This is a genomic window from Pseudomonas sp. s4 (assembly GCF_046764235.1).
Classification (GTDB): Bacteria; Pseudomonadota; Gammaproteobacteria; order Pseudomonadales; family Pseudomonadaceae; genus Aquipseudomonas; species Aquipseudomonas asiatica.
Genome location: NZ_CP177209.1, coordinates 3,494,703 through 3,509,453, shown reverse-complemented (window position 1 = coordinate 3,509,453; position 14,751 = coordinate 3,494,703). Strand labels below are relative to the sequence as shown.

Here is a 14,751-nt window from a genome sequence, read left to right as displayed (position 1 = left end):
TCGATGTCATTGGGGCTGCTGCGCAGCCCATCGCCGGCAAGCCAGCTCCCACAGGAACCGCGCAATACTGAAGAACTGCGCAGTCCCTGTGGGAGCTGGCTTGCCGGCGATGGGCCGCATAGCGGCCCCAGCTTCTATTTGGCTAGCCCGGCGAGCGGGCAGTGCAGTACCAGCCTCGCCCCACCCAGCTCGCTTTCCCCCACTTCCAGCCCGAACCCATGCAGGTCGACGATCGCCGCAACGATCGACAACCCCAGCCCGAACCCCGCATGGCGGTGGCCTTCATCGCTACGGTAGAAGCGCTTCAGCACTGCCGCACGTTCCTCTTCCGGAATACCCGGCCCGCTGTCCTCGATGGCCAGGTGCAGCCCTTTGTCGTCCTGCGTCGCCGCTATCCGCACCAGCCCACCCTCGGGCGTGAACTTGATGCCGTTGCCCACCAGGTTGGCCAGTGCCTCGAACAGCAGTTCGCGGTCACCATGCAATGCCGGCAGTTCGGCCGGCTGCTGCAGTTCCAGGCGGATGCCGCCATCTTCTGCCAACGGCAGGTAGAAGTCGTGCAGCTCGACCAGCAACTCGTGCGGGTCAAGCTGGACGAAACCGGCCCGCCGCTGGCGGTCTTCCAGTTCGCTGATGCGCAACAACCCGCGAAAACGCGCCATCAGGGTGTCGGTTTCGCTAATGGCCTGGTCCAGTGCCTCGGCCTGGGTGGAGTCAGCGTCACTTTGCTGGCGAATGCGGTACAGCTGGGCGCGCAGGCGCGTGAGCGGGGTGCGCAGGTCGTGGGCGATGTTGTCACACACGCCCTTGACCTCGTGCATCAGCCGCTCGATGCGGTCGAGCATGGCGTTGACGATGGCTGCCAACATGTCCAGCTCGTCGCGCCGGGCCGACAGCGGCAGGCGGTGGGTAAGGTCACCGGCGACGATCAGTTCGGCCTGGGCCTGGATCGCGCGGATACGCTTGAGTGGGCGGCGCCTCAGCAGGTACCAGCCGGCAAAGCCCGGGATCAGGGTCAGCGAGATCCCCCAAAGCAGGGCATGCAGGATGATCCGGGTGACCACGAACAGCGAGCCGTTGTCGCGCACCAGCACCAGCCAGCGGCCATCTTGCACCTTGATCGCCACCGCGTCGCAGCTGTCACGCGGCATGTGCGGGTCGTCGGCGTCCAGGCAGCGCTTGAGTTCGTGAACCTTGCCGTCCAGCCCCAGCTCTGGCGGGATGGCGCGAATGCGCCCGCCGATCGGGTTGAGTTGGTTGTCGAACAGGCCGTAGGCGTCGAAGCTGCGCTCCTCGAAGGCCTGGCTGGCGACCAGGGCGTCGTCCAGCTGTTTGCCGCTCATGTGCGCGAACAGGTGCTGGCGCTGCAGCATCGAATGGCGGGTGAGTTTGTTCAGGTAGCTGGACACCTCGAAGTACAGCACCCCCATGAGGATGCTGCTCCAGGCCACGAACAGAAAGCTGTACAGCGCCAGCAGGCGGCTGGTCGAGGAGCTCCAGCCCTTAGACGGGTTCAGCAATGGCATAGCCGGAGCCCCGTACCGTACGGATCAGCGGCGACTGGCCGGGCGAGTCGATTTTCTTGCGCAGGCGACCGATGTGTACGTCGATCAGGTTGGTGCCCGGGTCGAAGTGGTAGCCCCAGACTTCCTCGAAAATCATCATCCGCGTGATCACCTGGCCGCTATGGCGCATCAGGTACTCCAGCAGCTTGTATTCGGTGGGCAGCAGGTTGAGGGTCTGTTCGCCACGGCGGGCTTCGTGGCTGATCAGGTCCAGTTGCAGGTCGGCGACCTGAAGGCGGGTCTGGGTCATGGGTACGCTGTTGCGGCGCAGCAGCACTTCGACCCGCGCGGCCATCTCGTCGGAGGCGAACGGTTTGGTCAGGTAGTCGTCACCCCCGGCACGCAGGCCGCGCACCCGCTCGTCGACGTCGGAGAGGGCGCTGATCATCAGGATCGGCGTGGCAATCTTGAGGTTGCGCAGCGTGGTGACGATGGTCAGGCCATCGACCTCGGGCAGCATGCGGTCCAGGGTGATCAGGTCGTAGCCGCCGGCAATGGCCTTGGCCAGGCCTTCACGGCCATTGTCGGCCCAATCCACCTCAAGGCCGTGGCTGGTAAGTTCGGCGACGATTTCCTGGCCGGTGACGGCGTCGTCTTCGATAGTCAGTACGCGAGGCATGCTGGTTCCCGGGCATCTATTGGAGACTTGATTGTGCCAAAGAATAGCCAAACGGCGATTTAAGAAAAATTCATCTGGCCACCTGACCGGCTGACCGCCCCCTTGTAGGAGCGGCCTTGTGTCGCGAAAGGGCTGCGCAGCAGCCCCGGGATTTCAGCACAAATGCACAAATTGCCGGGGCTGCTGCGCAGCCCTTTCGCGACACAAGGCCGCTCCTACAAAGGGCTGCGCAGGCCAGGGCAAAGCGCTCAGCGTGCGCCGATACCCTCGGCATGCATGATCTGCGCAATGATCGGCACCGGAGTCATCAGGTGCGAGCGCATCATGGCACTGGCGCGCTTGGCGTCCCGGGCCAGAATCACTTCCACCAGAGCCGCATGCTCCTGGCGCTTGAGCTCCAGGGCCTGTTCGGAAAACACCGTCTGGGTCAGCCACAGGTGCCGGTAGCGCTCGGCCTGGTCGAACAGGTAAGTGCGCGCCTGCAGCAGGTGCTTGGAGCCGCAGCCCGAGGCAATGGCCGTGTGGAATGCCTTGTGCCGTTCGTCCCACACATCCAGGCGCTGCTCGCGGGTCTTCACTTCCACCACCTTGGCCAGGGTATGCGAGTGGGCCAGTACCGACGCCTCCCAGGCGTCGTCGCCACGCTCGATGGCCAGGGTGATGATCATCGCCTCCAGGTTGGCGCGGGCATCGTAGATGTCGTTCATCTCGTCCAGCGACATGGGCGCCACACGGTAGCCCTTCTGGCTGATCGCGTTGACCAGGTGCTCGGCCACCAACTGCGACAGTGCTTCGCGCAGCGGGCCCACGCCCAGGTCGTAGCGCTCCTTCAGGGTGCTCATCAGCAGCTTTTCGCCGGGTTTGAACACGCCGCGGATGATGTCCTTCTTGAGCCTCTCATACCCGCTGAATGCTGAGTTTTGTCGGGGGGCGAGCGCTTCCAAGGTCCTGTTCCTCAAACGGTTTTGACGATCATACCGAAAGCGTTCGCCGGCGAAAAACAATGGACAAAAATACATTCTGTCTTTGAAAAATAAAAATGTAGACATTTTGCGTTTATGGCGATAATTTTAGCTCGCCCGCACTGATCCAGGTCATGCCCGGACGGCGCTACTCATTTTTTCTGCCAGGACACTGCCATGAACGCTTTTACGCAGATCGACGAACTTGTGATGCCACTGCCGCTCGAGCCGCGTGGTTACACCATCGCCCCTTCGAAACAGTCGCCGCGCCTGCTTGAGCTCACCTTTGCCCGCGAAACGGTCGAAGCGTTCGTCCAGGCTGTTGCCCAGTGGCCGGTGCAGGCGCTGGAGTACAAGTCGTTCCTGCGCTTCCGGGTTGGCGAGATCCTCGACGAGCTGTGCCAGGGCACCCTGCGGCCGGTGCTGCTCAATACCATCCTCAACCGCGCCAGCGGCGGCATGCTGATCACCCCGGTCGGCCTGGATGACGTGAGCCAGGCCGAGGACATGGTCAAGTTCACCACCGCCTGCGCACACCTGATCGGCCGCTCCAACTACGACGCCATGAGCGGCCAGTTCTATGCCCGCTTCGTGGTGGTCAACACCGACAACTCCGACAGCTACCTGCGCCAGCCGCACCGGGTCATGGAGCTGCACAACGACGGCACCTTCGTCAACCAGATCACCGACTACGTGCTGATGCTGAAGATTGACGAAAAGAACATGGAAGGCGGCAACTCGCTGCTGCTGCACCTGGACGACTGGGAGCAGTGCGACGAATTTTTCCGCCACCCGCTGGCCCGTCGCCAAATGCGCTGGACCGCACCGCCGAGCAAGAAGGTGTCCGAAGATGTGTTCCACTCGGTATTCGACACCGATGCCGAAGGCCGCCCGACCATGCGCTACATCGACCAGTTCGTGCAGCCGGAAAACTACGAGGAGGGCATCTGGCTGAACGCCTTGTCCGAATCGCTGGAAGGCAGCGAGAAGAAGCTTTCGGTACCGGTCGGTGTGGGTAGCTTCCTGCTGATCAACAACCTGTTCTGGCTGCATGGCCGCGACCGCTTCACGCCGCATGAAGGCCTGCGCCGCGAGCTGATGCGCCAGCGCGGTTACGTGGCCTTCCCCAAACCGCTGTACCAGCGCGGGCAATAATGACAGGGCGCGGGGCGGGCGCCCGCCCTCGCGTCTTTGCACAAAACGATGCCACCAGGGCCCGCGCGGGCCTTGGTGAGCCAGTCAGGCAATGCCTGCGTGTGAGGTAAGGCTGTGTACGATTTCATCATCATTGGCGGTGGCATTGTGGGCATGTCCACGGCCATGCACCTGATCAAGGTCTACCCGGATGCGAAGATTCTCCTGCTGGAGAAAGAGTCCGGCCCGGCCCGCCACCAGACCGGCCACAACAGCGGCGTGATCCACGCCGGCGTGTATTACACCCCCGGCAGCCTCAAGGCGCGCTTCTGCCTGGAAGGCAACAAGGCCACCAAGGCTTTCTGCACCCAGCACGGTATCCGCTTCGATGAATGCGGCAAGCTGCTGGTGGCTACCAACGACCTGGAAATGCAGCGCATGAAGGCGCTGTGGGAGCGCACCGCGGCCAATGGCCTGGAGCGCTACTGGCTGTCGGCGGCCGAACTGCGCGAGCGCGAGCCCAATATCGTTGGCATGGGCGGCATCTTCGTGCCCTCCAGCGGTATCGTCAATTACGCTGAAGTGACTGCGGCCATGGGCGCCGAGTTCCAGCGCGCCGGCGGTGAGATCCGCTATGGCGCCGAGGTGGTTGGCCTGCAGGAGCTGGCCAGCGAAGTGGTCGTGCGCACGCGTGGTGACCATCATGACGATGAGTTGCGCAGCCGTTTCCTGGTGACCTGCTCGGGCCTGATGGCCGACCGCGTGGTGAGCATGCTGGGCCTGCGGACCGAGTTCGTCATCTGCCCGTTCCGTGGCGAGTACTACCTGCTGCCCAAGCAGCACAACCAGATCGTCAACCACCTGATCTACCCGATTCCCGACCCGTCCATGCCGTTCCTGGGGGTGCACCTGACTCGCATGATCGACGGCACCGTGACCGTTGGCCCCAACGCCGTGCTGGCAATGAAGCGCGAGGGTTACCGCAAGCGTGATGTCAGCCCAGCCGACCTGTTCCAGACCCTGACCACCCCCGGCATCCTCAAGGTGCTGGCGAAGAACTTCCGCCCAGGCCTGATCGAGATGAAGAACTCGCTGTTCAAGGGTGGCTACCTCAAGCAGGTCCAGAAATACTGCCCGAGCATCACCAAGGCCGACCTCACGCCTTATCCGGCCGGCGTGCGTGCCCAGGCCGTATCGCGTGACGGCAAGCTGATCGACGACTTCCTGTTCGTCAACACCGCTCGCAGCGTCAACGTGTGCAACGCACCGTCGCCGGCCGCTACCTCCGCCATCCCGATCGGCGCGTACATCGTCGACAAGGTATGCGAGCAGGTTGGCCGCCAGGGCGGCAGTTTCCCCAAGGCCGACCTGGCGCCTCGTCAGCGGGCTGCCGGCTGACCTACCCGTAATACGCCCTGCGGTTTCGTTTTCCTCAACCCGTACTGCCCCACTCACCATCTGGGGCAGGGCGGGCTTTTTCGCGCCTGCGTCGGTGACGTGCAAGCCGGCGGCCCCAGCGTGGGCATGACAAAAACAACAAGGTAGCGCCATGCAAACCCACAAGAACAATTTGAGTCATGGATTGAAATCCCGGCATGTCACCATGCTGTCCATTGCCGGCGTGATCGGTGCCGGCCTGTTCGTCGGCTCCGGCCGTGCGATTGCCGAGGCAGGGCCCGCCACCATCCTGGCCTATATCCTGGCCGGCGCGCTGGTGGTGCTGGTGATGCGCATGCTGGCCGAAATGGCCGTTGCTTCACCGGACACCGGTTCGTTCTCTACCTATGCCGACCTCGCAATCGGCAAATGGGCCGGCTACACAATCGGCTGGCTGTATTGGTGGTTCTGGGTACTGATCATCCCCATCGAAGCCAATATCGCCGCCACCATCATCAATTCCTGGGTCCCGCAGCTGGAGATCTGGGTCTTGTCGTTGGTGATTACCCTGTTGCTGACCGCCACCAACCTGTTCAGCGTGAAGAACTACGGTGAGTTCGAGTTCTGGCTGGCGTTGGTCAAGGTGGTGGCCATTGTCGGCTTCATCGCGCTGGGGGTATGCGCCATCTTCGGCCTGCTGCCAGGCTCCGGTGTCAGCGGCGTGTCGCGCCTGTGGGACAGTGGCGGCTTCATGCCCAACGGTTTTGGTGCGGTGCTGAGCGCCATGCTGATTACCATGTTCTCGTTCCTCGGCGCCGAAGTGGTGACCATTGCCGCAGCCGAATCGGATGAAGCGGGCAAGCATATTTCCAAGGCCACCAACTCGGTGATCTGGCGGATCACGCTGTTCTATATCCTGTCGATCTTCATCGTCATCGCGCTGGTGCCGTGGACTGACCCGCGCCTGGCCACCGAAGGGTCCTATGTCACGGTGCTGGACACCCTGGGCGTGCCGAATGCCAAGGCGATCATCGACTTCGTGGTGCTGACGTCGGTGACCAGTTGCCTCAACTCGTCGCTGTATACCGCTTCGCGCATGGTCTACTCGCTGAGCCGCCGCGGTGATGCGCCGGCCTGCGCCCAGGTGACCAGCCGCAGCGGCACCCCCGTGGTGGCTGTACTGCTGTCCACAGGCGCAGCTTTCCTGGCGGTGATTGCCAATTACCTGGTCCCGGCCAAGGTGTTCGGCTTCCTCATGGCAAGCTCCGGCGCCATTGCCCTGCTGGTGTACCTGGTGATCGCCGTTTCCCAGCTGCGCCTGCGTCAGCGCCTGACTGCACAGGGCAAGACGTTGGGCTACCGCATGTGGCTGTTCCCATGGCTGACCTGGGGCGTGATCCTGTTCATCAGCGGCGTGCTGGTACTGATGCTGTTCCGCCCGGATCACCGTCTGGAAGTAGTATCGACCATGGTGCTGGCGGTACTGGTGGTGTGTTCGGGCCTTCTGGTCACACGACGCCGGGCGCGCGAGGCGGTGGTTGGCAGCGTAGGGCAGGGCGCTTGAGTCGCTCGGCCTGAAGACAGACGAGCAAGTCGCATCAGGCTGTGAGAGGATGTCCGCCATCACAGCCAGGACCCCGAACGCAGCCTGATGAAGACACCCAAAAGAATCGAACCCCTGATCGAAGACGGCCTGGTCGACGAAGTACTACGGCCGTTGATGAGTGGCAAGGAAGCCGCCGTGTATGTCGTGCGCTGTGGCAGCCAGGTGCGCTGCGCCAAGGTTTATAAAGAAGCCAACAAGCGCAGTTTCCGCCAGGCTGCCGAGTACCAGGAAGGCCGCAAGGTTCGCAACAGCCGTCAGGCCCGGGCCATGGCCAAGGGCAGCAAGTACGGCCGCAAGGAAGCCGAAGACGCCTGGCAGAACGCCGAAGTGGCGGCGCTGTTCCGCCTGGCCGGCGCTGGCGTGAGGGTTCCCAGGCCCTACGATTTCCAGGACGGCGTGCTGTTGATGGAGCTGGTGACCGATGCCGACGGTGACGCGGCCCCGCGCCTGAACGACGTACACCTCGAAGCCGAGGAAGCCCGGGCGTACCATGCCTTTGTCATTCGCCAGATCGTGCTGATGCTGTGTGCCGGGCTGGTGCACGGCGACCTGTCGGAGTTCAACGTGCTGCTTGGCCCGGACGGGCCGGTGATCATCGACTTGCCGCAAGCGGTGGATGCAGCGGCCAACAACCATGCCTTCAGCATGCTGCAGCGCGATGTGGCCAACATGGCCCATTATTTCGGGCGCTTTGCGCCGGAGCTGAAAAGTACCCGGTATGCGCAGGAAATGTGGGCCTTGTACGAGGCGGGCGAACTGCGCCCGGACAGCCCACTGACGGGGTTGTTCGAGGATGACGAGCAGGCGGCTGACGTGGCCGGGGTGATGCGCGAGATCGATGCGGCCCGGCTGGATGATGCGCGCCGGCGAGCCGCGCGGGCCGAGGCTGAGCATGGGGCGGCCAGGGCAGAGGAGCCTGCGCCGCCCTGGCTTCAGTAAAATGTTGCCTTGAGGGCTGCACAGTTCTCTGTAGGAGCAGCCTTGTGCTGCGAAGAGGCCTGCAAGGTAACACATCACCTTCGGCTTTAATGGCCCCTTCGCAGCACAAGGCTGCTCCTACAGGACCTGCGCATGCCTTGAAGGCAAGGCCAGGGCTTGCCAGCGATAGGGCCATTGCAGGCTTGTTGCTGTTGACGCAAGACAATATCTCGTCATCCGGCCTTTTCACTGGCGCGCGACAGGCATAAGGTATACGCCGTTCAAATTCCCTGGAGCTGTCATGTCCAACCAATTCCCGTCCGTTCGTCCACGCCGCCTGCGCCAGAACGAGTCCCTGCGCACGATCTTCCAGGAAACCGAGTTCCGCCTTGAAGACCTGATCCTGCCGATCTTCGTCGAAGAGGGTATCGATGACTTCGTGCCGATCACCAGCATGCCGGGCGTCAACCGCATTCCCGAGAAGCTGCTGGCCCAGGAAATCGAGCGCTATGCCCGCGCTGGTATCAAGTCGGTGATGACCTTTGGCGTTTCGCACAACCTGGACGCCGTCGGCAGCGACACCTGGAACGAAAACGGCCTGGTCGCGCGCATGTCACGCATCTGCAAGGACACCGTGCCGGAAATGGTGGTGATGTCCGACACCTGCTTCTGCGAATACACCAGCCATGGCCACTGCGGCGTGCTGCACGACCACGGCGTGGACAACGACGCCACCCTGGCCAACCTGGGCAAGCAGGCGGTCATCGCCGCTGCTGCCGGTGCCGACTTCATTGCCCCGTCGGCGGCGATGGACGGCCAGGTCCAGGCCATCCGCAGCGCGCTGGATGGTGCCGGCTTCCACGACACCGCGATCATGGCCTATTCCACCAAGTTCGCCTCGTCGCTGTATGGCCCGTTCCGTGAAGCCGGTGGTACCGCGCTGAAGGGCGACCGCAAGAGCTACCAGATGAACCCGATGAACCGCCGCGAAGCCGTGCGCGAGTCGCTGCTCGACGAGCAGGAAGGCGCCGATGTACTGATGGTCAAGCCGGCCGGTGCCTACCTCGACGTGATCGCCGATATCCGTGCCGCCTCGCGCCTGCCGCTGGCGGCGTACCAGGTGAGCGGCGAGTACGCGATGATCAAGTTCGGTGGCCTGGCTGGCGCCATCGATGAAGGCCGGGTGGTGCGTGAAAGCATTGGCGCGATCAAGCGTGCCGGTGCCGACCTGATCCTCACCTACTTCGCCATGGACCTGGCCCGCGAAGGCATCTGACCGCGAGCCGTTGCCCATGCAAGCCGCTGCCATCGCAGCGGCTTTTCTTTACCTGCGCCGCAACCGGTGAGGAAAAACACAAAAAAACCGTAAGCGCTGAATTATTTAGTGTCCCGTTGTATCTCATCCCTTAGAGCATTCATCGACAGGGATACGGACATGAAACCTCGCAAGAAAAGCATCCAGCCAATCGGCCTGAAGGACATCACCATCGTCGACGACGGCAAGATGCGCAAGGCAATCACCGCGGCGGCACTGGGCAATGCCATGGAGTGGTTCGACTTCGGCGTCTACGGCTTCGTCGCCTACGCCCTGGGCAAGGTTTTCTTCCCCAATGCCGACCCAAGCGTGCAGATGATCGCGGCGTTGGCCACGTTCTCGGTGCCGTTTCTGATCAGGCCTCTGGGCGGGCTGTTCTTCGGTGCCTTGGGCGACCGGTTCGGGCGGCAGAAAATCCTCGCTGCGACCATCGTGATCATGTCGCTCAGCACCTTTGCCATCGGCCTGATACCGTCCTATGCCAGCATCGGTATCTGGGCGCCGATCCTGTTGCTGCTGGCCAAGATGGCCCAGGGCTTCTCGGTGGGGGGCGAGTACACCGGCGCGTCGATCTTCGTCGCCGAATATGCCCCGGACCGAAAACGGGGGTTTCTCGGCAGTTGGCTGGACTTCGGCTCGATTGCCGGGTTCGTGCTGGGTGCCGGTGTGGTGGTGTTGATCTCTACGGTGCTGGGTGAGGACAAGTTCCTCGAATGGGGTTGGCGCCTGCCGTTCTTCCTCGCCTTGCCGCTGGGCATCATCGGCCTGTACCTGCGCCATGCCCTGGAGGAAACGCCGGCTTTCCAGCAGCATGTCGACAAACTGGAGCAGGGCGACCGCGAAGGCCTGGCGTCCGGGCCCAAGGTGTCCTTCAAGGAGGTCGCCACCCAACACTGGCGCAGCCTGGTGACCTGTATCGGTGTGGTAATCGCCACCAACGTCACCTACTACATGCTGCTCACGTACATGCCCAGCTACCTGTCGCACAACCTGCACTACAGCGAAGACCATGGCGTGCTGATCATCATCGCGATCATGGTCGGCATGCTGTTCGTGCAGCCGATGATCGGGCTGCTCAGCGACAAGTTCGGCCGCCGACCGTTCATCATCGTCGGCAGCGTCGGCCTGTTCGCGCTGGCTATTCCGGCATTCATGCTCATCAACAGCGGCGTACTGGGGGTGATCTTTGCCGGGCTGCTGATCATTGCCGTGCTGCTGAACTTCTTCATCGGCGTGATGGCCTCGACGCTACCGGCAATGTTCCCCACGCATATCCGCTACAGCGCCCTCGCCAGCGCCTTCAACATCTCGGTGCTGATCGCCGGCCTCACCCCGACCATCGCCGCCTGGCTGGTGGAGAGTACTGGCAACCTGTACATGCCGGCCTATTACCTGATGGTGATCGCCGCCGTGGGGCTGGTCACCGGCCTGACCATGAAGGAAACCGCCAACAAGCCGCTGCGCGGCGCGGCACCGGCAGCATCGGATATCGAGGAAGCGCGTGAGCTGCTGCAGGAGCACCACGACAACATCGAACAAAGGATAGAGGACATCGATGCGCAGATTGCCGAACTGGAGGCCAAGCGCAAGTTGCTGGTGCAGCAGCACCCGCGCATCGAGTGATCAGTGTGGCATGTAGCCACGCTGCCATGTTCGTGGAATGAACCGCGAGACCAGGGCCAGCACGCAGGCCAGCGAGCAGCTGCCGGCTAGCGCCTGCAGGCCCAGGTGGTGCTGCAGCCAGGCACCCAGCGCGGCGCCCAGCAGCATGCCGGCCCAAGGCACCAGTTGCACCCGCCAGCCATTGCGCCGCTCGCCCAGCAGCCAGCGCCCCAGCCCACGACCGAAGCGTGACAGGGCGCCGGTGACGTAGGTCAGGCCGATGGGCAGGCCGTTCACCTGTTCGACCACGGCGTTGATCATGCCCATGGCCAGTGTGGCGGCGAGCAGCGCGGGCAAGGTCGCTGCCAAGGGCCATGCGGCTGCAAAGCCCAGCAGGGCGGCGACCACCAGCAGCACCGGCCAGGCCCGACGACGGAACGCGCGCGCCAGCAGCACGCCCAGGGCGTTGCCGATGACGAAGCTCAGCACTGCAGCACTCAGGCGCAGCACCAGGGCCAGGTCCGCATCGCTGATGGCGACGGCCAGACGCGTGGTGTTGCCACTCATGAATGACACGAAGTCGCCCAGCGCCAGCAGGCCGATGGCATCGGTCATGCCGGCCAGTACGGACAGGCCGGCGACCAGGCCGAGGCCGACACGACCACGCAGAATCTGCAGGCGCAGCCGCTTGGCAGTGCGCGCGGGGAGGGTGTTGGGCAGCATCCTCGGGAACTCAGCGAGGCATTTCGCGGGCCAGGGTGCTCTTGATCGTGCGCTCCACCACATCGACCAGCACCATTGTCTGGTGGTCCACTTCGATGTTGAGCAGTTCGCCGGCCTTGTAGCTGGGGAAGGTGGTCTGGCGCAGGGTTTCCGGGATCAGGTTGATGGTGATCACGTTGTCCTCGGCATCGGCTACGGTCAGGCTGCAGCCGTTGACCCCGATGAAGCCGCGCGGGAACACGTACTTGCCCCATTCCGCTGGCATGCGGAACTTGATGAAGGCGCCGGTTTCCTTGATCGACAGCTCGACGATTTCGGCGGTGGTGGCGATGTGGCCGGCCATCAGGTGGCCGCCGACTTCGGCGTTCATCTTCGCCGAGCGTTCGATGTTGACGCCCTGGCCGGCCTTGAAGTTGCGCAGGTTGGTGCGCTCGAGGGTGGCGCTCATGGCGTCGAACCTGACCTGGGTGCCGTTGATTTCGGTGACCGACAGGCAGGTGCCTTCGACACTGACGCTGGCGCCGATCTTCAGCTCGTCGAGCAATTCCGGGGTGAGGTCTATGGTGAACTGGTTGTGGCCCGGGTAGGTGGTCACATCAAGCAGAGGGCGGACGGCCTGGACGATGCCGGTGTACATGGAGTTGCTCCTGGGCACGGAAAAGAAAACTTCCGAACGCTATGCCCGTGGAGCGGTAAAAGCAAGCCAGCCATTGGTCAGGATACTGGAAACCCACAGGAGTCGCGTGGCTGCCGTTCAGAGCTTCACCGGCGAAGGCAATGGGGCAAATCCAACTCAGACATGCCCACTGCTGTTGACGATCCGCAGGCACAGCGCCTCATACGGGTCCAGGTTCACCATCAGCCGCCCATCCTCGGTCAAATCCCCTTCGACCGTTTCATTGATCATGTCCACCACCGGCCCCGGCGTGAACCCGGTCAGTTGCAGCTCCTCGGCAATCACTTCCTGGCCAAAGTTCAGCGCAGTGATCTGGATGCCACGCCCGGCCGGCAGCTCATGCACCATCACCAGCAAGCCGGGGCTGCTGACTTCGGGCACCAGCACCTGGCGGCTGGTGGCAATGCCATAGGCCTGGCGCACCGCCAGCAGCTTCTTCACCTTGCAGGCAAACGAATCGCCGTTCTCCAGCTGGCTGTCCAGGCTGCCATACAGCGCCCGGGCTCGGGGCATGCCACGCACAGACGTCTGGGCCTGCGGCTCCAGCCCGGCCAGGTCGTAGCCGCCGCGGTGAATCCAGCGGGTATCGCCATCCAGCATCCGCTGGGCGACCGCTTCGGCTGGCAAGGGCAGGGCGCCTACCAGGTCCCAGCCGGACAGCGCCACCACACCCGGCTGCATGGCGTTGTACATGACCAGCAGCAGGTGCACCTTCTGGATCAGCTCGATTTCTGCCACCCCGATCTGCCCAAGGTCGCGGATACCCAGCGCGGCAGCGATCAGGCTGGCCGTGGTACAGGCTATGCCATTGGTGACGAAGCGCAGGTTGTATGGCGCATGCTCGCCCGACAGCCGTTCGTAGATCTCTTCGCGGATGTGCTCGCGCAGGATGCCGCCGGGCAAGGTCTGGCCTTTGTACAGGTACATGTCGTGGGCATGCAGGGTCCAGAAATGCACCAGCTCCACGGTCAGCTCGTCGTGGTTCTGCAAGGCATGGATCAGCGAGGCCGGGTCGATGCCGAAAGCATGCATCTCCTTGAGCATCAGGCGCAGGAACTCGGTGTCGCCAGTCAGCAGCGCATGCTGGTAGGCCGGCCGGGTAATGAAATCGTAGGACAGGTCGGCACCGCCCCTGGACATCTGCGCGATGTCGTCGAGGGTCAGGTTCAGTTCCTGGAAGCTGAAACCGCCGGCCTTGCGGATCATGCCGCCGATCAGTTGGTTGCCGACGATCGACAGCGGGTGGCTTTCCGACCAGGCAGTGCCGCTGGCGCGGGTCTCCACACCGAGAAAACCGTTGGCATCCAGGCGCAGGCCACGTGCACCCAGGCAGTCCAGGGCGTGCAGGGCATCGCCAATGATCATCTGCTGGGCGGCGAAGGTCGGGTCCAGCCAGTTCAGCGATGGCTGGCCTTCCTTGAAGTAGTGCAGGTACACCCAGCGCCGGGTCTTGCCATCTACACCGGTCACCGGCGGCGTGGCGCTCCAGTCGGTTTCCTTCACACCTGGTTCGAAGAAGATAACCCGTTGCAGCTGGCCGACGATGTAATGGCGGGCCTTGAGCTCGTCGCACTGGGCCGGCAGCAGGTTGACCGCGTCGCGCCCGGCAGGCACTTCGGGCAGCAGCGGCCAGTCTTCCTCGCGGATTTCGACCATGTGGTACAGCCCCGGATAGGGACCGTAGGCCAGCTCGGCCAGGCGAAAGTCGGCGCCCTTGCCCGTGTGCGAGGGGATCAGGTCGTCGATGGTCACGGCGTTGTGCGCGGCGGCCATGCGGCTCATCTGGATCAGCTCCTGCTCGCTGCCGTACAGCGGATCGATGTCGAAACTGATGCGGTCGAAGTTGCCGTCCACGCTGGGGGTGAGTTCACGGCCACGAATGCCGCCGGATAACTTGATCGGGCCGGTGTGCAGGCCCTGAATGCCGATCTCCGACAAACGCTTCCACAGCGCCTCGTGGCCCAAGGCGCCAAGCACCGAACAACCTTCGGGGGCGATGATGGCATCGGGGTAGACGGTCAGCCAGACCGAAGCGATTTCAGTGGCGCGGCGGGGCTGCGCTTCGGCGTAGGGCTGTTGCCACAGGCGCGACTGGCCCGAGTACAGGTGGGTGCGTTGCTGGGAGGCCTTGAGCATGGCGCGGTCTTCGAGCCATTTGACGTATGACGGGTCGGGTTGGGTCATTTCGCGTCCTCTTTGCGTGTCGGCAGCGGCTCAGGTTATGACGGCTGTGGCGGCTGATCGTTCGGCTTGA

Annotated in this window: 12 protein-coding genes; 6 read left to right on the top strand and 6 right to left on the bottom strand. The window is 63.3% G+C overall.

Annotated features, from left to right (window positions below; translation table 11 throughout):
* Positions 1-134 precede the first annotated feature (134 nt).
* From ACK56M_RS16360 to csiR, 3 genes are all read right to left on the bottom strand, one after another.
* Positions 135-1,526, bottom strand: a complete 1,392-nt coding sequence (locus ACK56M_RS16360; RefSeq protein ID WP_015270631.1) for a sensor histidine kinase — start codon at positions 1,524-1,526, stop codon at positions 135-137.
* Positions 1,504-2,184, bottom strand: a complete 681-nt coding sequence (locus ACK56M_RS16355) for a response regulator transcription factor (RefSeq protein ID WP_013972905.1) — start codon at positions 2,182-2,184, stop codon at positions 1,504-1,506. The genes ACK56M_RS16360 and ACK56M_RS16355 overlap by 23 nt, the downstream gene beginning before the upstream one ends.
* Before the next feature lie 248 nt (positions 2,185-2,432).
* The gene (csiR, locus tag ACK56M_RS16350; RefSeq protein ID WP_015270630.1) at positions 2,433-3,128 is read right to left on the bottom strand and encodes a DNA-binding transcriptional regulator CsiR; all 696 of its coding nucleotides are present in this window, start codon (positions 3,126-3,128) and stop codon (positions 2,433-2,435) included.
* A gap of 195 nt (positions 3,129-3,323) precedes the next feature.
* Between csiR and glaH the strand changes: the two genes are divergently transcribed.
* The 6 genes from glaH to proP all read left to right on the top strand — a co-directional run bounded on the left by glaH (position 3,324) and on the right by proP (position 11,119).
* Positions 3,324-4,301, top strand: coding sequence for a glutarate dioxygenase GlaH (glaH, locus tag ACK56M_RS16345; protein ID WP_015270629.1), 978 nt, complete (start codon positions 3,324-3,326; stop codon positions 4,299-4,301).
* Positions 4,302-4,415: 114 nt separating this feature from the next.
* A complete protein-coding gene (gene lhgO, locus ACK56M_RS16340; RefSeq protein ID WP_003260140.1) occupies positions 4,416-5,678 on the top strand; it encodes an L-2-hydroxyglutarate oxidase in 1,263 nt (420 codons plus the stop codon).
* A gap of 151 nt (positions 5,679-5,829) precedes the next feature.
* The gene (gene gabP / locus ACK56M_RS16335) at positions 5,830-7,221 is read left to right on the top strand and encodes a GABA permease (RefSeq protein ID WP_023661037.1); all 1,392 of its coding nucleotides are present in this window, start codon (positions 5,830-5,832) and stop codon (positions 7,219-7,221) included.
* A gap of 87 nt (positions 7,222-7,308) precedes the next feature.
* Positions 7,309-8,202: a PA4780 family RIO1-like protein kinase gene (locus ACK56M_RS16330; protein ID WP_015270627.1), complete on the top strand. Its 894-nt coding sequence runs from the start codon at positions 7,309-7,311 to the stop codon at positions 8,200-8,202.
* 280 nt (positions 8,203-8,482) lie between these two features.
* Positions 8,483-9,457, top strand: coding sequence for a porphobilinogen synthase (hemB, locus tag ACK56M_RS16325; protein WP_013972900.1), 975 nt, complete (start codon positions 8,483-8,485; stop codon positions 9,455-9,457).
* 159 nt (positions 9,458-9,616) lie between these two features.
* Positions 9,617-11,119 (top strand): glycine betaine/L-proline transporter ProP, encoded by a 1,503-nt coding sequence (gene proP, locus ACK56M_RS16320; protein ID WP_015270626.1) that lies wholly within the window; start codon positions 9,617-9,619, stop codon positions 11,117-11,119.
* Here the strand turns inward: proP and ACK56M_RS16315 are convergent, their stop codons facing one another.
* From ACK56M_RS16315 to treS, 3 genes are all read right to left on the bottom strand, one after another.
* Positions 11,120-11,821 (bottom strand): YoaK family protein, encoded by a 702-nt coding sequence (locus ACK56M_RS16315; protein ID WP_013972898.1) that lies wholly within the window; start codon positions 11,819-11,821, stop codon positions 11,120-11,122.
* Between the two features lie 10 nt (positions 11,822-11,831).
* Entirely contained in the window at positions 11,832-12,458 is a 627-nt protein-coding gene (locus ACK56M_RS16310; RefSeq protein ID WP_191472602.1) for a riboflavin synthase subunit alpha, read from the bottom strand.
* Positions 12,459-12,614: 156 nt separating this feature from the next.
* Positions 12,615-14,681 carry a maltose alpha-D-glucosyltransferase gene (treS, locus tag ACK56M_RS16305; protein ID WP_015270624.1) on the bottom strand — a complete coding sequence of 689 codons (2,067 nt, stop codon included), beginning with the start codon at positions 14,679-14,681 and terminating at the stop codon, positions 12,615-12,617.
* Between the last annotated feature and the right edge of the window lie 70 nt (positions 14,682-14,751).